The organism is Streptomyces sp. NPDC051940, from assembly GCF_040680895.1.
Lineage (GTDB): Bacteria > Actinomycetota > Actinomycetes > Streptomycetales > Streptomycetaceae > Streptomyces.
On record NZ_JBFAXR010000148.1, the window covers coordinates 1 to 19473 of the forward strand.

Annotated in this window: 15 protein-coding genes, 1 tRNA gene and 1 pseudogene; 10 read left to right on the plus strand and 7 right to left on the minus strand. The window is 72.9% G+C overall.

All coding sequences use genetic code 11. From position 1 onward, the window contains the following. Nucleotides 1–204, plus strand: a pseudogene (locus AB0M28_RS35065) (hypothetical protein); the annotation flags it as partial. Continuing rightward, complete coding sequence (locus AB0M28_RS35070; protein WP_365413916.1) at nt 201–2306, plus strand: fructose-specific PTS transporter subunit EIIC; 2106 nt, start codon at nt 201–203, stop codon at nt 2304–2306. The pseudogene AB0M28_RS35065 and the gene AB0M28_RS35070, both read left to right, overlap by 4 nt. A gap of 452 nt (nt 2307–2758) precedes the next feature. On the opposite strand, the gene AB0M28_RS35075 is transcribed toward AB0M28_RS35070, so the two are convergent. The 6 genes from AB0M28_RS35075 to AB0M28_RS35100 all read right to left on the minus strand — a co-directional run bounded on the left by AB0M28_RS35075 (nt 2759) and on the right by AB0M28_RS35100 (nt 9734). Then, entirely contained in the window at nt 2759–3856 is a 1098-nt protein-coding gene (locus AB0M28_RS35075) for a P1 family peptidase (protein WP_365413918.1), read from the minus strand. Between the two features lie 31 nt (nt 3857–3887). Beyond that, a complete protein-coding gene (gene mscL / locus AB0M28_RS35080) occupies nt 3888–4346 on the minus strand; it encodes a large conductance mechanosensitive channel protein MscL (protein WP_365413920.1) in 459 nt (152 codons plus the stop codon). A gap of 514 nt (nt 4347–4860) precedes the next feature. Next, complete coding sequence (locus AB0M28_RS35085) at nt 4861–5718, minus strand: S-methyl-5'-thioadenosine phosphorylase (protein WP_365413922.1); 858 nt, start codon at nt 5716–5718, stop codon at nt 4861–4863. A 404-nt stretch (nt 5719–6122) separates the two neighbouring features. Beyond that, entirely contained in the window at nt 6123–6455 is a 333-nt protein-coding gene (locus AB0M28_RS35090; protein ID WP_365413924.1) for an FmdB family zinc ribbon protein, read from the minus strand. A 75-nt stretch (nt 6456–6530) separates the two neighbouring features. Continuing rightward, on the minus strand, nt 6531–7796 hold the full coding sequence (locus AB0M28_RS35095; RefSeq protein ID WP_365413942.1) for an MFS transporter: 1266 nt from the start codon (nt 7794–7796) through the stop codon (nt 6531–6533). A gap of 393 nt (nt 7797–8189) precedes the next feature. Beyond that, on the minus strand, nt 8190–9734 hold the full coding sequence (locus AB0M28_RS35100) for a potassium/proton antiporter (RefSeq protein WP_365413926.1): 1545 nt from the start codon (nt 9732–9734) through the stop codon (nt 8190–8192). Nucleotides 9735–9963: 229 nt separating this feature from the next. Between AB0M28_RS35100 and AB0M28_RS35105 the strand changes: the two genes are divergently transcribed. Beyond that, nucleotides 9964–12681 (plus strand): penicillin acylase family protein, encoded by a 2718-nt coding sequence (locus AB0M28_RS35105; protein ID WP_365413928.1) that lies wholly within the window; start codon nt 9964–9966, stop codon nt 12679–12681. Between the two features lie 44 nt (nt 12682–12725). Here AB0M28_RS35105 and AB0M28_RS35110 read toward each other — a convergent pair whose 3' ends face one another. Continuing rightward, nucleotides 12726–13325: a 5-formyltetrahydrofolate cyclo-ligase gene (locus AB0M28_RS35110; protein WP_365413930.1), complete on the minus strand. Its 600-nt coding sequence runs from the start codon at nt 13323–13325 to the stop codon at nt 12726–12728. Between the two features lie 263 nt (nt 13326–13588). Here AB0M28_RS35110 and galU point away from each other — a divergent pair, with 263 nt between their 5' ends. The 7 genes from galU (at nt 13589) to AB0M28_RS35145 (ending at nt 19102) form a co-directional block, all read left to right on the plus strand. After that, entirely contained in the window at nt 13589–14497 is a 909-nt protein-coding gene (gene galU, locus AB0M28_RS35115) for a UTP--glucose-1-phosphate uridylyltransferase GalU (protein WP_365413932.1), read from the plus strand. Between the two features lie 92 nt (nt 14498–14589). Beyond that, nucleotides 14590–15888: a gephyrin-like molybdotransferase Glp gene (gene glp, locus AB0M28_RS35120; protein ID WP_365413944.1), complete on the plus strand. Its 1299-nt coding sequence runs from the start codon at nt 14590–14592 to the stop codon at nt 15886–15888. Between the two features lie 102 nt (nt 15889–15990). Beyond that, nucleotides 15991–16548 carry a cyclic pyranopterin monophosphate synthase MoaC gene (gene moaC, locus AB0M28_RS35125; RefSeq protein WP_365413934.1) on the plus strand — a complete coding sequence of 186 codons (558 nt, stop codon included), beginning with the start codon at nt 15991–15993 and terminating at the stop codon, nt 16546–16548. Then, nucleotides 16545–17054, plus strand: coding sequence for a MogA/MoaB family molybdenum cofactor biosynthesis protein (locus AB0M28_RS35130; protein WP_365413936.1), 510 nt, complete (start codon nt 16545–16547; stop codon nt 17052–17054). Before moaC ends, AB0M28_RS35130 begins: the two co-directional genes overlap by 4 nt. Before the next feature lie 14 nt (nt 17055–17068). Further along, a complete protein-coding gene (locus AB0M28_RS35135) occupies nt 17069–17695 on the plus strand; it encodes a GNAT family protein (RefSeq protein ID WP_365413938.1) in 627 nt (208 codons plus the stop codon). A 140-nt stretch (nt 17696–17835) separates the two neighbouring features. Further along, complete coding sequence (glpR, locus tag AB0M28_RS35140) at nt 17836–18921, plus strand: gephyrin-like molybdotransferase receptor GlpR (protein ID WP_365413940.1); 1086 nt, start codon at nt 17836–17838, stop codon at nt 18919–18921. A gap of 107 nt (nt 18922–19028) precedes the next feature. Continuing rightward, nucleotides 19029–19102, plus strand: a tRNA-Ala gene (locus AB0M28_RS35145). Nucleotides 19103–19473 lie beyond the last annotated feature (371 nt).

Consider the following 19473-nt stretch of genomic DNA (forward strand, 5'->3'; position numbering starts at 1 on the left):
TCTACCCCCCCCGCCGCCGCCCCCCCCCCCGCGGCGCTGGCCTCCGCCGCGGCGCACGGCGCCGCCGCCGTCACGCTGCCGGGCAGCGCGATGCCCACCCCGGCCGACCTCGCCCCCGGGCGGGTGACGGTCACCCCGGATGTCCCCCATGACCGGCGCCTCACGCAGCCGGTCGCCCCACCCCCCGCCGGAGCACGCTCATGAGCGATCTCATCAGCCCCGCGTTCGTCGACCTCCACCTCGACCGCACCGCCTCGACGAAGGAGGGGGCCGCCCGCTCGCTGGCCGTACGCCTGGCCGGGGCCGGCCGGATCACCGACCTCGACGGCTTCCTGGCGGACGTGGCCGCCCGCGAGGCCCAGATGCCGACGGGACTCGACGGCGGCATCGGCATCCCGCACTGCCGCAGCGCCCATGTCACCGAGCCGACGCTGGCGTTCGGGCGCAGCGCCCGGGGTATCGACTTCGGCGCCCCGGACGGGCCGGCGGACCTGGTGTTCCTGATCGCCGCGCCGGCGGGGGCCGACGACGAGCATCTGACGATCCTGTCGAGCCTGGCCCGCCGCCTCGCCGACCCGGTGTTCGCGTCCGCGCTGCGGGCGGCGTTGTCGCCGGGGGAGGCGGCGGCGCTGATCCTGGGCACCAGGGCGCCGGCGAGTGCCCCGGGGGGCGACGCGCCGGCCTCGGTGGGCTCGGGGGACTCCGTGGGTTCGGTGGGCTCCGTGGGCTTCGTGGCTGAGGAGGCGCCGGTCTCGGGGGCTGAGGAAGTGCCGGCCCAGCTCCCGCACAGGGATGCCGAAGAGGCGCGGAAGGCCGAGGACTTCCTCATCGTCGCCGTCACCTCCTGCCCCACCGGCATCGCGCACACCTACATGGCCGCCGAGTCCCTGGAACAGGCCGCGCGGGAGGCGGGGGTGCGAATAGCCGTCGAGCCGCAGGGCTCCGCCGGCTTCGACCGCCTCGACCCGGCGGTCATCTCCGCCGCGGACGCGGTGATCCTCGCGCACGACGTGGAGGTCCGGGAGCCCGCCCGGTACGCGGGCAAGCCCACGGTCGACGTCGGCGTGAAGGCCGCGATCAGCCGCCCCGCCGAACTCATCGCGGAGGCCCGGGAGAAGGCCGCCCGCGGTGAGGTGACGGGCCCGGGGTCGCCGTCCGCGCCCATGGACCGGACGGCCGCGGCGGGCGACGGCTTCGGTACCCGGCTGCGCAAGTGGCTGATGACCGGCGTCAGTTACATGGTGCCGTTCGTCGCCGCGGGTGGTCTGCTGATCGCGCTGGCCTTCGCCATCGGCGGCTACGACATCAACGAAGCCCCCTCGGTCGCCGAGCACTTCAGCTGGACCCAGGCGGACAGCTGGGCCGCGCTCGCCTTCCAGACCGGCGGGGCGGCGTTCGGGTTCCTGGTGCCGGTGCTGGCGGGTTACATCGCGTACGGCATGGCGGACCGGCCCGGTCTGGTGCCCGGTTTCGTCGGCGGCGCGATCGCCCTGACCATCGAGGCGGGATTCCTGGGCGGCCTGGTCGCGGGTCTGCTCGCGGGCGGGACCGTGCTGGCGATCCAGCGGGTGCGGGTGCCACCGACGCTACGGGGGCTGATGCCGGTGGTCGTCATCCCGCTGCTGTCGGCGGCGGCGGTCGGCTTCCTGATGTTCGTGGTGGTCGGCAAGCCGATCGCGTCCCTGCAGAGTGCCCTCACCGACTGGCTGGGCAGCCTCTCCGGTACGAACGCGATCCTGCTCGGCGTCGTCCTCGGCCTGATGATGTGCTTCGACCTGGGCGGTCCGGTCAACAAGGTCGCCTACACCTTCGCCGTCGGCGGCCTCGCGAACCCCAACGACGGCAGCCTGAAGGTCATGGCCGCGGTGATGGCCGCGGGCATGGTCCCGCCGCTGGCGATGGCACTCGCGACGACCGTCCGGGGCGGTCTCTTCACCCGCACGGAACGCGAGAACGGCAAGGCCGCCTGGGTCCTCGGCGCCTCCTTCATCTCGGAGGGCGCGATCCCCTTCGCTGCGGCCGACCCGCTCCGGGTCATCCCGTCGGCGATGGCGGGCGGCGCGGTCACGGGCGCGCTGTCGATGGCGTTCGACAACACGCTCCGAGCCCCGCACGGCGGCGTGTTCGTGGTCCCGCTGATCGGCGGCCCGCTCCTCTACCTGGTGGCCGTGGCAGCGGGCACGCTGGTAAGCGCGGCACTGGTCGTCACCCTCAAGTCGACGGCCCAGAAACCCCGCCGGACGCCGGCGCCCGCGCCGACCCCGGCTCCGGCCCCGGTCCCAGAGGAGACCCCGGTCCGAGCCTGAGCCCGAGCACACCCCGGCACAGGCACGGACCGGTGCCGGGTGGCCTGGTTCCGGCACGTCCCGCACGTCGTCCGGCTCGGCGCGGACCGGTGCCAGGGCCACGTCCGACTCCGGTGCGGACCGGTGCCGGGTTGGCCTGGTCCCGGCACGTCCCATACGCGTCGTCCAGCTCGGCGCGAACCGGTGCCGGGGCACGTCCGGCTCCGGTCCGCACCGGAGTCGGGGTGGCCTGGTCCCGGCACGTCCCGTACACGTCGTCCAGCACGGCGCGGACCGGTGCCGGGGCCACGTCCGACTCCGGCGCGGACTGACGCGGGGGTCCGTCCATGCCCGGCAGGATGGGGTGCCGGGTCGGCCCAGCGTCCGCGAGGACCGGGCCGGGGCTCGTCCGGGCTCGGCGCGGACCGGTGCCGTTGCGATGCGGCAGGGGCCGCGACCGGCGGAGGGCGGACCTACCCCGCCCCGTACAAGTCGCCGTACGAGGGGAACACCCCGCCCGGCGTCTCGACCGACTCCGCCGCCAGCACCGCCCGCGCCACGGCACGCGTCAGGGCGTCCGCGCCCGCCGCGAGGACCTCGTTCAGGGCGCCGGCCTCCACGTGGACGGAGAGCGCGGGGTCGACCTCCGAGGCCTCCGGGCCCGCAGGCACAAGCGGCCGCTCGCCGGTCGCCAGGGCGAACACCGTGTCCCCGTCCGACAGCAGATGCACCGGCCGCACCGCGCGCGCCAGCCCGTCGTGCGCCGTGCCGGCGAGCTTCTGCGCCTGGGCGGGGGAGAGGACCGCGTCCGTCGCCACCACGGCGAGGGTGGTGTTCAGCGGAGGCCGGGCGGACGCGGCGAACCGGTTCGCCGACTCCTCCCGGGCCGCCGCGAGCCGCGCCCGGGCGGCGGCGTGCACCTCGGCCGCGGGGCGACCCAGCCCCAGTCCCTCGTCGTACAGCCCTCCGTACAGCACCCCGCTCCCCGGGTCCACGGTCGACCCCGCCGCGTTCACCACCGCGAGCGCGCCCACCGTGTGGCCGGAGGCCAGAACCACGCTCGCCGTGCCGACACCTCCCTTCATCCCCCCTGCCACGGCCCCCGTCCCGGCACCGACGTTGCCCTCGACCGCCGCCGGCACGACACCGGACGCCGCGGCGACCGCCGCCCGGTAACCCATGGCCGCGTCCGGCCGCGCGCGCCAGTCACCCCCGCGGCCGAGGTCGAACAGCGCCGCCGCCGGCACGACCGGCACCACCTGCGCAGGGTCAGGACCCACCCGGAAGCCACGGCCCTGCTCCTCCAGCCACCGCACCACACCCCCCACCGCGTCCAGCCCGAACGCGCTGCCCCCGGTTAGGACGACGGCCTCGACCGCCTGCACGAGGTTGCGCGGATCCAGCGCGTCCGTCTCCCGCGTCCCCGGACCGCCACCCCGCACGTCCACCGCCGCGACCGCCCCGCCCGGCGGCGCCAGCACCACCGTCACCCCGGTCAGCCAGCCGTCGCCCACCCGCTCGGCGTGCCCCACGCGGAGCCCGGCCACATCGGTGATCGCATCGCGTGTCATGCCCGGCAGCGTACGCGCGCCACGACCCTGCCTATGAGCCGATCGGCGCGCCGCCACCGTCGCGCCGGGCGGCCACCAACTCGTCCCGGATCTCGGTGAGCAGATCCACCTCGGTCTGCGCCGGAGAGGTGTCCATGCCGCGCTTCTCCATGTACCGCTTCATCGGCCGCACCATGGCGAAGTAGACGACCGCGGCGGTCAGTACGAACGTGATCAGCGCGCTGAGGATCGAACCCCAGTTGATCCCGATGCCCTCGACGATCTGGCCGTTCTTGTAGACACACGTACCGAGACAGGACGTGTAGCTCTCCAGGTCCTTCGAACCGAGGGAGCCGATCAACGGGTTGATGAATCCCTTCACCACCGCGTCCACGACCTTCGTGAACGCCGCGCCGATGACCACCGCGACCGCCAGGTCGATGATGTTCCCGCGCATGAGGAAGTCTTTGAAGCCGCCGAACATGCCCTTGCTGCCGTCGGTCTCCGACACGCGTCTGCCCCGTTCTCCGTCCGGAATGAACCGTTCCAAGAATTACGGCACTAAGCATGTGGATTGTCCAACCCGTTGATCCGATTCGGTGAGCGGGCATCGGTACACGAGGCCACCTGCGAGCGGTCGGACGAGGGCCCGCGCGGTCCGCCCGCCGCCAGCGCCGCCGCCGTCACCGCCAGGCCCGCCGCGAGCACCCGGCGCCGTCGGCGTACCGCACGTCGCAGACGGTGCCGTCCGCACGTACGGACGGGTGCGAAGGCGGGCGAGCGTCCGGTCGTCATCGAAACCACCACCTCGGGAGCGGGACTGGAACGCCTCCAGCATGCGGCAGGGCCCGGCGTCTCCGCCGGGGCCTGTGGACTGTCCTCAGGTTGTGGACAACTCGGTGACCGGTACGGGTGAATCGAGCGCCTCACGCACGGAATCCGGGTGCCTCACGTACGGAATCCGAGCGCCTCACGCACGGAATCCGGGCGCCGGACCAGCCAGCCGGGGTGCTCCGACCGCCGGTCTACGGCAGGTCGATCCCGGGGTCCCAGCCGTCGAGCGCGTTCACGCACAGGCAGCTGCGCGACTCCGTCTCCGGGAGCTTCGCCACCGCGTCGAACAGCACCTCGCGCAGCCGGCTCACGTTCGCCGCGAAGACCTCGAGGACCTCCTTGTGCGAGACGCCCTCCCCGGTCTCCGCGCCCGCGTCCAGGTCCGTGACCAGCGCCATCGAGGTGTAGCAGAGCTCGAGTTCCCGGGCCAGCATCGCCTCCGGGTGGCCGGTCATCCCCACCACCGACCAGCCCTGCGCCGCGTGCCACACGGACTCCGCGCGGGTCGAGAAGCGCGGGCCCTCGATCACGACCATCGTGCCGCCGTCCACCGGCGGCCAGTCCCGGCCGCGGGCCGCGGCCAGGGCCACCTCGCGGCCCGTCGGGCAGTACGGATCGGCGAACGACACGTGGACCACGGCCGGCGTCCGGCCGTCCTGCCTCGGCTCGCCGTCGAAGAAGCTCTGGGGCCGCGACTTCGTCCGGTCCACGACCTGGTCCGGTACGAGCAGGGTGCCGGGGCCGTACTCGGGGCGCAGGCCGCCGACGGCGCACGGGCCGATCACCTGGCGTACGCCCACGGATCGCAGAGCCCAGAGGTTGGCGCGGTAGTTGATCTTGTGGGGCGGGATGTGGTGTGAGCGCCCGTGCCTCGGCAGGAAGGCTACGCGCCTTCCTGCGATCTCGCCGAGGAAGAGGGAGTCGCTCGGGGGGCCGTACGGGGTGTCTACGGCTACCTCGGTCACGTCCTCGAGGAAGGAGTAGAAACCTGATCCGCCGATCACGCCGATGTCCGCCTCGGGGGTGGCGGTGGTCCTGGGCTCAGTCATGCCCCCCACAGTAGTGCGGGCGTCTCCATGGGTCGGGTTCCGCTGCGGGGGCTCCGCCCCCGGGCCCCCGTCGCGCCTGCGGCGCTCGTCCTCAAACGCCGGACGGGCTTGGAGGTCGCCTTGCGCCGGCTGACGCGGATCGGCGCTGCGCGCCTCGTCCTCAAACGCCGGACGGGCTGGGTTTGGGATCTCCGCCGCGATGCCTGGTCACCGCATCGGCGCTGCGCGCCTCGTCCTCAAACGCCGGACGGGCTGGGTTTGGGATCTCCGCCGCGACGCCTGGTCACCGCATCGGCGCTGCGCGCCTCGTCCTCGAGCGCCGGGCGGGCTGGAAGCGCCCCCGGCGCGACGATGCCCCACCACCCGCTGCGGGTGATGGGGCTGCGAAGCGTGGGCCCGTTCGGTCAGGCTGCCGAGCTTGACGACTTCGAGCTGCTCGACGACGTCGAAGTCGTCGTCGACGACGACTTGTCCGAGGAGGACGAAGACGAAGACGACGAGGACTTGTCGGACGAAGTCGACGCAGTCGACTTCGAGGGCACCGACGAACTCGACGACCCGCCCCTGCTGTCCGTGCGGTAGAAGCCGGAGCCCTTGAAGACCACGCCGACCGCCGAGAACACCTTGCGCAGCTTCCCGCCGCAGGCAGGGCACTCCGTCAGCGCGTCGTCGGTGAACTTCTGCACCGCTTCGAGGCCCTCGCCGCACTCGGTGCACTGGTACTGGTAGGTCGGCACTGTTTGCTTCCTCCGGGCTGGCACTCTCACCTGTGGAGTGCTAACGACGATCCATTTTGCAGTATTCCCGGGTCATCAGTCCACCGCGACCGCTTCGCGGTGACCCAGGCCACGCGCCGCGACCCGGCTCCGGACCGGCGCAGCGGCCGGCGACGACGTCAGCCGCGAGCGCAGCGCGAGCAGCGTGACGGCGGCCAGACCCGTGCCGGCCAGGGGCACCAGGAAGCCCAGCGACGAGCCGCCCGCGTCCGTCAGTTGGCCGGCGGCGCTCGCGGCGGCGGCCTGGCCGAGCGCCACGGAGCCGGTCAGCCAGGTGAACGCCTCGGTCCGCGACGCGGCCGGGACCAGCTGGTCGACCAGCGTGAAGCCGGTGATCAGGGCCGGCGCGATGCAGACGCCGACGAGCAGGCCCAGCACGCCCAGCAGCGGCGCCGAGTGCACCGCCCACAGACCGGCGGTCGCCGCGACGAGCAGCGGGTACGCGACGAGCAGGCGGCGGCGCGGCGGGACCTTCCAGTGGATCATCCCGAAGGCGATACCGGCCAGCATGTTGCCCGCGGCGAAGATGCCGTACAGCACGCCGTTCGCGCCCGGGTTGCCGATCTCCTCGGTGAAGGCCGTCAGGCTCACCTGCATGCCGCCGAAGACCGAGCCGATGCCCAGGAAGACGACGGCGAGCACCCGCACGCCGGGCACGCGCAGCGCCGACGGGTGCTTCTGGCGCTGCCCGGCGGGCGCGACGGGCGGGGCCGTACGGCGGGAGGCGGCGAACAGCATCCCGCCGGCCAGCGTCAGCACGGCCTCGGTGAACAGACCGGCGGCCGGATGCACGCTGGTGCACAGCGCGGCGGCGACCACCGGGCCGACGACGAACGTGAACTCGTCCGTCACCGATTCGAAGGCGGCCGCCTTGTGCTGCAGCGGGGAGCCGACGGGCAGCCGCGCCGCCCACCGGGCCCGGACCATCGGGCCGATCTGCGGGATCGAGGCGCCGGCGGCGACCGCGGCGGCCATCAGTACGGCGGTCGGGGCGTCGGACAGCGCCAGCAGGGGGAGGGTGACCACCGCCGCGGCGTGCACCGCGACCGTGGGGACCAGCACCCGGCTCTGCCCGTACCGGTCGCTCAGCTTGCCGCTCACGGGCGCGAACAGGGCGACGGCCAGACCGGCGGACGCGGCGACGAGGCCGGCCGTGCCGTAGCTGCCGGTGGTGTGCTGCACGAGCAGCACGATGCTGATCGTCAGCATCGCGAAGGGCTGCCGGGCGGCGAAGCCGGGCAGCAGAAACGACAGCGCGCCGGGCGTACGCAGCAGCTGGCCGTAACCCGGACGGGACGTCATGTCAGAGGTGACCGCGGAAGCCACGGCCATTCCTTCCTGCCGTCCGGTAGCGCGGGCCCGGAAAGGGGCCACCGCCGAGAGCTGTCCACACGGCGTCGTACCGGCCGGCTCGCCGGGCCCGCACCAGGGGACGGTGGCCTGCGCCTCAAGGGGGCAGGAGGGCCGCGGCCGGAGCGCACCCGTTTGCGGCTCGGGTGCGGGGCGGTCGCGCCAGCTCTGCGTCGGACAGAGTTGGTGTCGATTGGTTGCATCCAGCACGCAGCTGGACCTGTCCAGCATACGCCATGACAAAAGCCCAGGTCAGCCCAGTGTGAGAGGCGTCACCGGCGTCCGGTCCAGTCGGCATCACCGGCGCCCTGCCCAGCCGGCATCACCAGCGCCTGCGAAGCCCGCTCACCCCGTCCCCAGCCACCCCGCCAGCTTCCCGCCCCTGCCCACGGACCGCAGCCGCTTCTCGGCCACGTCCCGCACATCGTCCGTGGCCACGACCAGCAGCTCGTCCCCCGCCCGCAGCACCGTCTCCGGAGCCGGCACGAAGCTCGACCCGTTCCGTACGACGAGCGTCACCGCCGCCCCCTTCGGCAGCCGCAGCTCGCCGACCTCCACGCCGACCATCCGCGACCGGGCCGGCACGGACAGCGAGAGCAGGTGGCCGCGCAGCCGCTCCAGAGGGGCGGACTCGATGCCGAGGTCGTACGCCGCCTCCGCGTCCCCCAGATCGAGCCACTTTGCGAACCAGGGCAGCGTCGGGCCCTGGACCAGCGTGTAGACGATCACCAGCATGAAGACGATGTTGAACATCTTCTGGTTCTCGGGGACGCCCTCCACCATGGGGATCGTCGCCAGGATGATCGGCACCGCACCGCGCAGGCCCGCCCAGGACATCAGCGCCTGCTCGCGCCACGGGATGCGGAACGGCAGCAGGCTGAGGACGACCTCGGCGGGCCGCGCCACCACGGTCAGGACCAGGCCGATGATGACCGCCGGCAGGATGTCGTCCGCCAGCTCGTGCGGCGTGACCAGCAGGCCGAGCAGGACGAACATGCCGATCTGGGCGATCCAGCCGAGGCCGTCCGCGAAGCCCCGGGTGGCGCTCGAGTGCGGCAGCTTGGAGTTCCCGAGCACCATCGCCGCCAGATAGACCGCGAGGAAGCCGCTGCCGTGGGCCAGCGCGCCCGCGGCGTACGCGCCGATGGCGATCGCCATCACGGCGATCGGGTACAGGCCGGAGGCCGGGAGGGCCACGTGGCGCAGGCCGAACGAGCCGAGGAAGCCCACCGCGACGCCGACGGCCGCGCCGATGGCGAGCTCCAGGGCGATGGTGCCCAGCAGCGTGTACCAGGGGCCGATGGTCTCCGAGGTGGAAAGGGCGACGACGAGCAGCACGACCGGTGCGTCGTTGAAACCGGACTCCGCCTCCAGCGTTCCGGTGACCCGTTTCGGCAGCGGGACCTTGCGCAGGACGGAGAACACCGCCGCCGCGTCCGTGGAGGACACGACCGCCGCGATGATCAGGGACGGGCGCCAGTCCAGGCCGACGAGATAGTGCGCTCCGGTCGCGACGACCCCGACGCTGATCGCGACGCCCAGTAGGGAGAGCGATACGGCGGCGGGCAGCACGGGTCTGATCTCGGACCACTTGGTTCCGAGACCGCCCTCCGCCAGGATCACCGCCAGCGCCGCGTACCCGACGACCTGCGTGAACATCGCGTCGTCGAAGGCGAGCCCGAGCCCGTCCTCGCCGACCGCCACACCGATGCCCATGTAGAGCAGCAGCGACGGCAGTCCCGTACGGGAGGCCAGCCGCACGGCCGCCACGGCGGCGATGAGGATCAGCGAGGAGATGAGCAGGAGGCGGTTGAGGTCGTCGACTGTCAGAGTGTGCCCCTCCGCTTCCGCTCGTGCCTTTGGCCAAGAATTTACCTGCCCTCCCCGCACCTCCGCCCGCCGTCGCCCACCTCCGCACGCGGACGCGGACGCGGACGCGGACCCGGACGCCGACCCCGTCGCCGACGTCCCCGTCTCGAACGGACGGCCGGACCGGACGACCGCTTCACCCCCCAAACCGGAGGAAGGGGCGTCGAGCCGCCCCTCGGCGCCTGCGTGCCTTGACGGTGCGCCTATGGTTGCTCCTGCACCTTGGTCCCAGCCCCCTCGAAGGACAGCGATGCCCGGCAACGAGAACAGCTCTCCGACGAAGAAGCGGCGCGCCGGGAAGCGGACACGGCTGATCGTGCTCGGGGTTGCCCTCGCCCTCGTTCTCGGTCTGGGCGCCGGGGCGTTCTGGGCCGTCGCCACGGTGCGCGACTCCCTCCCGCAGACCACGGGCTCCCTCAAACTCAAGGGCCTGACCCGCCCCGTCGACGTCAAACGCGACGCCCAGGGCGTACCGCAGCTCTACGCCAGCACCCCCGAGGACCTCTTCCGCGCACAGGGGTACGTCCAGGCCCAGGACCGCTTCTGGGAGATGGACGTACGCCGGCACGTGACGTCGGGCCGGCTGGCCGAGATGTTCGGCAAGGGCGAGTTCGACACGGACGCCTTCCTGCGCACCCTCGACTGGCACGGTGTGGCGCAGAAGGAGTACGACACCAAGCTGTCGGACACCACCAAGGCGTATCTGCAGGCGTACACCGCGGGCGTCAACGCCTATCTGAAGGACCACAAGGGCTCCGAGCTGTCCGTCGAGTACGCCGCGCTGGGCCTGACCAACGACTACGAGCCGTCCCCCTGGACCCCCGTCGACTCCGTCGCCTGGCTGAAGGCCATGGCCTGGGACCTGCGGGCCAACATGGAGGACGAGATCGACCGGTCGCTGATGACGACCCGCTTCGACAAGGGCCAGATCGCCGAGCTCTACCCGCCGTACCCGTACGACCGCAACCGGCCGATCGTCGACGCGGGCACGGTCAAGAACGGCACGTACGACCCGCAGGGCGCGCTCGCCGCCTCGACGCTGACGACCGCGGGCGCCGCCGGCGCCCAGGTGCAGACCCAGCTCGCCGCGCTGTCCCGCAACATCGCCCGCGTGCCGTCCCTACTGGGCCCGAGCGGCAGCGGCATCGGCTCCAACTCCTGGGTGGTGGACGGCGACCACACCACCACGGGCATGCCGCTGCTGGCCAACGACCCGCACCTGGCGCCGCAGCTGCCGTCCGTCTGGTACCAGATGGGCCTGCACTGCCGGTCCGTCTCCGAGGAATGCCCGTACGACGTCAGCGGCTTCACCTTCTCCGGACTGCCGGGCGTGGTCATCGGCCACAACCAGACCATCTCCTGGGGCTTCACCAACCTCGGCGCCGACGTCGCCGACCTGTATCTGGAGAAGGTCAACGCCGACGGCAGCTACGAGGTCGACGGCAAGGCGAAGAAGTTCACCACCCGCACGGAGACGCTGAAGAGCGCCGACGGCGCGACGAAGAAGATCACCGTCCGCTCCACGGAGAACGGGCCGATCGTCTCCGACCGCGACGACGAGCTGGAGGACGTCGGCAAGAGCGCCCCGGTGGCGTCCTCCGCCCCCGACCGGGGCGACGGGTACGCGGTGGCGCTGCGCTGGACGGCCCTCGACCCGTCCAACACGATGGACTCCGTCTTCGAGCTGGACCGGGCCCAGAACTTCCAGGAGTTCCGGGCCGCCGCCCGCGACTTCGCGGTCCCCTCGCAGAACCTCATCTACGCCGACCGCTCCGGGAACATCGGCTACCAGGCGCCGGGGAAGATCCCGATCCGCGGCGGCGGAGCGGACGGCAGCACGCCGCTGCCCGGCTGGGACTCGTCGTACCGGTGGAAGGGCTGGATCCCGCAGGACGCCCTGCCCTGGGAGGAGAACCCGGAGCGCGGCTACATCGTCACCGCCAACCAGGCCGTGATCGACGAGCGCGAGTACCCGTACGACATCACCGCCGACCCCGGCTACGGCGCGCGCAGCCAGCGCATCAACAACCTGATCAAGGACAAGACCAAGGACGGCGGCAAGATCTCCCCGGCCGACATGGCGACCATGCAGATGGACAGCCACAGCGAGATCGGCGCTCTGCTCACGCCGATGCTGCTGAAGGTGAAGATCGACGACCCGATGGTGCGCGAGGCCCAGGACCTGCTGAAGGACTGGGACTACATGCAGGACGCCGACTCGGCCGGTGCCGCGTACTTCAACGCCGTCTGGCGCAACATCCTGATGCTCGCCTTCGGCGAGAAGATGCCCAAGGAGCTGCGCGTCGAGGGCGAGTGCCTGAGCGTGCCCACGGCCAAGCAGTCCGACGCCCCGGAGAACAAGGTCGTCGAGTGCGGCGAGCGCGAGCCCTCCGCCGCGCAGCCGGACGGCGGTGACCGGTGGTTCGAGGTCGTACGCAACCTGGTCGAGGACCCCGACAACGAGTGGTGGGTCACGCCCGACACCCGCGCCCACAGCGGCGACGGCACCCAGAACCGCGACGAGCTCTTCGCCCGCGCGATGAAGGAGGCCCGCTGGGAGCTCACCGCCAAGCTGGGCAAGGACATCGACACCTGGAACTGGGGCCGGGCGCACCGGCTGATGCTGCGGAACCAGACCCTCGGCAAGGAGGGCCCCGGCTTCATCCAGTGGCTCCTCAACCGCGGCCCGTGGAACCTCAGCGGCGGCGAGTCCACCGTCAACGCCACCGGCTGGAACGCGGCCGGCGGGTACGAGGTGATGTGGGTGCCGTCCATGCGGATGGTCGTCGACCTCGCCGACCTCGACAAATCGCAGTGGATCAACCTCACCGGCGCCTCCGGCCACGCGCGCAGCTCCCACTACACGGACCAGACGGACGAGTGGGCGAGGGGCGAGCTGTTCGACTGGCCGTCGTCGCCGAAGGCCGTGGAGGCGGCCGCCGAGGCGACGATGGTGCTGAAGCCGTAGACCGACCGACGTGGAGGGGGCCGGCGCCGCAGACCCGCGGGTGCTCAGGCCCCCGTACGGAAGCGGTGCACCCCCGACGGTGTGACGGCGGCCTGGACGGGCCGGTCGTGGGGCTCCGCGGGCACCTCGGCCAGCACCTCGCCGTCGTACAGCAGCACCAGCATCGCCGGCCCGGCACCCGCCGCCTCGAGCCGGGCCAGCACCCGGTCGTACGAGCCGCCGCCGCGGCCCAGCCGCAGCCCCCGCTCGTCGACGGCGAGGCCGGGCAGCAGCACCGCGTCGGCCTTCGCCACGGCCGACACACCGAGCCGCGGGCCGGTGGGCTCCAGCAGCCCGCGGCCGGCGGGCGCGAGGGAGGAGGGGCCGTCGTACAGCGCCCAGTCCAGATCGTTGTCCGGCAGGAGCACCGGCAGCAGCACCCGTACGCCCCGCGCGTGGAGTACGTCGATCAGCGCGCGGGTGCCGGGCTCGCGCCCCACGGAGACGTACGCCGCGACGGTGCCCGCCCGCGCCAGCTCCGGCACCGCGGGCACCAGCCGCGCCAGCGCCTCGCCGGCCGCGGCGACCTCCTCGGCGCCCAGCGCGGCGCGCGCCGCCAGCAGCCTCCGTCGCAGCCCGGCCTTGCCGCCGTCACCCGCATCCATCCGCGGCCCTCACGCCTCTCGTCCTGTCGGCCTGTCGCGTCGGCCGGCTCCGTCCGCCTGTCGCGTCGGCCTGTCCCGTCGGCCGGCTCCGCCGACCTGCCCGTCAACTTGTCCCGTCAACGCGGAGCACACCCTACCGAGACGTCCCGGCAACCCCGCTTTCCTACACTGCACACCTGTCCGATGACTCAAAGCATCCCGTACAGGGACATACTCACTCGGACGCTCATCTTCCCTTCATCACTACGGATATGGTGCTCGACATGACTTCATCGCGTACCCGGATCACCAAGGCGGTCATCCCGGCGGCGGGCCTCGGCACCCGCTTCCTGCCCGCCACGAAGGCCACCCCGAAGGAAATGCTGCCGGTGGTCGACAAACCGGCGATCCAGTACGTCGTCGAGGAGGCCGTCTCCGCCGGGCTGTCCGACGTGCTCATGGTGACCGGTCGCAACAAGCGGCCGCTGGAGGACCACTTCGACCGCAACTACGAGCTCGAGGAGGCCCTGCGCAGGAAGGGCGACGAGGCGCGGCTCGCGGCCGTCGAGGAGTCCACGGGCCTGGCCGACATCCACTACGTCCGCCAGGGCGACCCCCGCGGCCTGGGCCACGCCGTGCTGTGCGCCGAGCCGCACGTCGGCGACCAGCCCTTCGCCGTCCTGCTGGGCGACGACCTGATCGACCCGCGCGACCCGCTGCTGTCCCGGATGACCGACATACAGCGCGAGCGCGGCGGCAGCGTGATCGCGCTCATGGAGGTCGACCCGGCGCAGATCCACCTCTACGGCTGCGCGGCCGTGGAGCCCGGCGGCGAGGACGACGTGGTCCGCGTCACCGGCCTGGTCGAGAAGCCCGACGTGGCGGACGCGCCCAGCAACTACGCGGTGATCGGCCGCTATGTCCTGGACCCGGCCGTCTTCGAGGTCCTCGGCAAGACGGAGCCCGGCCGGGGCAACGAGATCCAGCTGACGGACGCCCTGCAGGCCATGGTGGCCGACCCGTCCATCGGCGGTCCGGTGCACGGCGTGGTCTTCCGCGGCCGGCGGTACGACACCGGGGACCGCGGCGACTATCTGCGGGCGATTGTCAGACTCGCATGCGAACGTGAGGACCTGGGCGCCGATTTCCGGACCTGGCTGCAGACGTTTGTCGCGGAGGAGATGACGAGTTGAGCACCACCAAGGACACACCGGTGAACGCGGACGGGCCGACGGCGGGGGACGCGGACGGCGCGGCTGCCCGGGGCGACGCGTCGGGCGACCCGGTGCGGCCCGACGGCGTCTGGTCGGTCGACGAGCACCTCGCCGACATCCTCCGGCAGATCCGGCCCCTGGAGCCGCTGGAGCTGCAGCTGCTGGAGGCGCAGGGGTGTGTCCTGGTGGAGGACGTGACGGTGCCGGCGGCGCTGCCGCCCTTCGACAACAGCTCGATGGACGGGTACGCCGTGCGCGTGGCCGATGTGGCCGAGGCGAGCGAGGAGTTCCCCGCCCGCCTCACCGTCATCGGCGACGTGGCGGCCGGCAGCGGTGAGCTGCCCACCGTCGGCCCCGGCGAGGCGGCGCGCATCATGACCGGCGCGCCCCTGCCGCCCGGGGCCGAGGCCGTCGTGCCCGTCGAGTGGACGGACGGCGGTACGGGCGGCGGCCCGGTGACGACGATGCGCGCGCACAGCGCCGCACCGGAGGGCGCGGGCGGCTCGGTCGCGGTGCACCGGCCGGCGGCCGAGGGGGCGCATGTGCGCACCCGCGGCAGCGACGTCGCCGCCGGCGAGCTGGCGCTGGCCGCCGGCACACTGCTCGGGCCGGCGCAGATCGCCCTGCTCGCGGCGATCGGCCGCGGCTCGGTGAAGGTACGGCCCCGGCCCCGGGTCGTCGTGATGTCCACGGGCAGCGAGCTGGTCCCGCCCGGCGAGCCGCTCGGCCCCGGCCGGATCCACGACTCGAACAGCTTCGCCCTGACGGCCGCCGCGAAGGACGCCGGCGCCATCGCCTACCGGGTCGGCGCCGTCGCCGACGACGCGGAGACCCTGCGCGCCACGCTCGAGGACCAGCTGATCCGGGCGGACGCGGTGGTCACCAGCGGCGGGGTGAGCGTCGGGGCGTACGACGTGGTCAAGGAGGCCCTGAGCGGGGTGGAGGGCGGCGAGGGCACGGGCGTCGACTTCCGCAAGCTGGCCATGCAGCCGGGCAAGCCCCAGGGCTTCGGCCGGATCGGCGCGGACCTCACGCCGCTGCTCGCCCTCCCCGGCAACCCGGTCAGCGCGTACGTCTCCTTCGAGCTCTTCGTCCGCCCGGTGATCCGCCGCCTCATGGGCCTGACCCCGGAGTCCCGCCCCGCCGTCACGGCCCGCCTCGTCTGCGACAAGCCCCTCGAATCCCCGTCGGGCAGACGCCAGTTCCTCCGCGGCGGTTACGACCCCGTGTCCGGGACGGTCCGCCCGGTCGGCGGCGCGGGCTCCCATCTGGTGGCGGCCCTGGCCCAGGCGAACGCGCTGATGGTGATCCCGGAGGACGTCACCGAGGTCGCCCCGGACACCGATGTCACGGTGATCCCGTTGGACTGAACCGCCGGGCCGGGGCGGGCGTATCGACGGCAGGCATAGGGAGCGGGCGCGCTCACCGGGTACGGTGACTGCGCACGCACTGACCCCGGGAGCCCACGCAGCATGACCGCCCAGTCCGCCCAGTCCGAGCCGGACACCCAGTCCCGTCTCACGCACATCGACGAGGCCGGCGCCGCGCGCATGGTCGACGTGTCCGCGAAGGACGTCACGACCCGTACGGCCCGCGCCACCGGCCGGGTCCGCGTCGCCCCCCGCGTCATCGAGCTGCTGCGCGGCGAGGGCGTACCGAAGGGCGACGCCCTGGCCACCGCCCGGATCGCCGGCATCATGGGCGCCAAGCGCACCCCGGACCTCATCCCCCTGTGCCATCCGCTGGCCGTCTCCGGCGTCAAGGTGGACCTCGCGGTCCGCGACGACGCCGTCGAGATCACGGCCACGGTGAAGACGACGGACCGCACGGGCGTGGAGATGGAGGCCCTCACCGCCGTCTCCGTCGCCGCCCTCACCGTCGTCGACATGGTCAAGGCGGTCGACAAGGGCGCCGTGATCACCGACGTACGGGTGGAGGACAAGACCGGCGGTAAGTCCGGCGACTGGCACCGCGAGCCCTCCGCGGCCACCGGCGAGCCGTCCGCGACCACCGGGGAGGCCGCCGGATGAGCCCCGCCCCGCGCGCCCTCGCCGTCACCGTCTCCAACCGCGCCTCCGCCGGCGTGTACGAGGACAAGGGCGGCCCGCTGCTGGTCGAGGGCCTCACCGCGATGGGCTTCGCCGTCGCCGGCCCCCGTGTCGTCCCCGACGGCGAGGCGGTCGAGGAGGCGCTCCGCGCGGGCGTCGCCGAGGGCTTCGACGTCATCCTCACCACCGGCGGTACGGGCATCTCGCCCACGGACGCAACGCCCGAGATGACCCGGCGCGTGCTCGACTACGACATCCCCGGCATCCCCGAGGCCATCCGCGCGTACGGCCTGGCGAAGGTGCCGACCGCCGCCCTCTCCCGGGGCCTGGCCGGGGTCGCGGGCCGCACGCTGATCGTCAACCTCCCCGGCTCCACCGGCGGCGTCCGCGACGGCCTCGCCGTCCTCGCCGGGCTCCTCCCGCACGCGACGTCCCAGCTCCGCGGCGGCGACCACCCGAGACCGGACGCCCCGGGCGGTGCCCACTGAACGCGTACTGGCCCGTGGAGCTGGCGGAGGGCCCGGTCCACCTCCGCCCCATCCGGCTGCGCGACCAGCGCTTCTGGCGCGAGGTCAACCGGCGCAACCGCGACTGGCTGCGCCGCTGGGAGGCCACCGTGCCCCCGACGCTCCCCGGCCAGTCGCCCGTGCGCCGTCCGACGTACCGGCAGATGGTCCGCCATCTGCGCACCGAGGCGTCGGCCGGCCGCATGCTGCCTTTCGTCATCGAGTACGAGGGACAGCTCGTCGGTCAGCTCACGGTCGCCGGAATCACCTGGGGCTCGATGCGTTCCGGCCATATCGGCTACTGGGTGGACGAGTCCGTCGCCGGCCGCGGGGTGATGCCGACGGCCGTGGCGCTCGTGGTCGACCACTGCTTCCGGGTCGCGGGCCTGCACCGCATCGAAGTCTGCATCCGCCCGGAAAACGGCCCCAGCCGCCGCGTCGTGGAAAAGCTCGGATTCCGCGAGGAGGGGCTGCGGCCCCGCTACCTGCACATCGACGGCGCGTGGCGCGACCATCTCGTCTACGCGATGACGGTGGAGGAAGTGCCGGAAGGGCTGGTGACGCGGTGGCGTTCGCAGCGCCGACTGCAGTCGCCGCGGTCTCCGCACCCCAACGCGGAATAAAATAAACGTTCGAAAATATCCCATCGGACGGCCCATCTCGCGCAAAAATCAGAAGAAAAGCTCGAGATATGAGCCAGATGGTGCGACACACCGAGCCAATTGGCAGATGCCGCCTCTCCAACACCTCTACCGTGTAAGGCGTGAGCAGCAGCGGCCTCATCTACGCAATGATTGTGGGGGCCTGGGCCGCCTACTTGGTTCCGATGTGGCTTCGTAGGCAGGACGAGCTGAACGAAGCCCGTCCGACGGAACGCTTCAGCACCGCCATCCGGCTGCTGACCGGACGCGGAGCGGCGGACCGCCGTAGCGCCGAGGACGCCCCCGAGCCCCGGGACGCCGACGAACCGGACGCCCGGGACTCCGTGCTGCCCGCGTCCGGGGCGTCCGCGTCGGTTCCGTCCGTTCAGTCCGTTCCGTCCGGGCAGGGCGCGGAGGAAGCGCCGCCCGCCCCCGGCGCGCAACCGGCACACGCCGCTCGCCGCCGTATGCCCACGACCCCGCAGCCCGCCGCTGAGCGCGCGGCCCGCGCCAAGGTGATGGCCCGGCGCCGACGCACCACCACGCTCCTCTTCCTGGCTCTGACGGCCGGCGCGATCCTCGCGGCGGTCGGCGGCCTGCGCTACCTGTGGGCCGTCGCGATCCCCGCCGCCCTGCTCACGGCGTACGTCGTCCATCTGCGCGCCACGGAGCGCCGCCGCTTCGCCGCTTCCGTCGACCAGCGCCGCGGCGCGGCCGCCGCGCAGCGCCTGCACGCCCGGCGCGCGGCGGAGGTCCGCCGGGAGCCGGCCGCCGTCGAGCGGCCGGAGCCGCAGCACGCGCCGGAGGCGCCCACGCAGCTGCACACCGAGCCGGAGGAGCCCGGGGAGCCGGCCCCGTCGCCGTACGAGGCGGACCGCCGGGCACTCGTCGAGCAGACGGACCACGCGGAGTGGGTGGACGCCCAGCGCGAGCCGGAGCGCCCCCGCCCGGCGGGCTCCGGCTGGGACCCGGTCCCGGTGCCGCTCCCGACGTACGTCACGGCCCCGGTGGCCCCGCGCGCCACGCAGGGCCTGGACCTGGAGGCCCCGGACGCCTGGAGCTCGGCCCGCTCCTCCTCGGCGCCCGCGTCGGCCACACCCGCCACCCCGGCGGCCCCGCCGGAGGAACCCCAACGCCAGCGCCGCTCACGCACACCGCTCTTCGACCAGTACGCGGACCACGACCGCAAACGCGCGGCGAACGAGTAGCGACGCCGCGACGGCCCCCGCGCGTAACCCGCGTCACTCCCCCCGCACCCACGCCAAACGGATTTCACCGCAGCCAGCTCGGGATGCTAATGTTCACTCCGTTGCAAGGGCCTGTGGCGCAGTCCGGTAGCGCACCTCGTTCGCATCGAGGGGGTCAGGGGTTCGAATCCCCTCAGGTCCACAGCAGGGCCGTTCTCGAGTTCGCTCGGGAACGGTTGACGAGATCCTGGCGATCATGAAGATCGCCGGGATCTTTGTCGTTTCTGGGGTCCGTTCGAGCCTGTTCGGGGTGGTTGGTGGCGTCGTTCCCGGGGTCTTCGGGTGTGGGAAGGCTGCCTGGTCTGTGTGAGCGCAGGACGGCCAGCCCCGGTGGGTCGGGGCAGGCCGTCTGTTTGTGTGGTTGTGGTGCGGGCTGGTCAGGACCGCCGTGGTGGTGGGCGTCCGGTGCGGTCGGGTGGGCGCTCCCGGTGCGTCTGCCACGGCGGCTGCGATCAAAGCCACCAGGTTGTCGGTCCAGCAGTCTGATTCCTTGGTCGCCACCTCGACACCGCA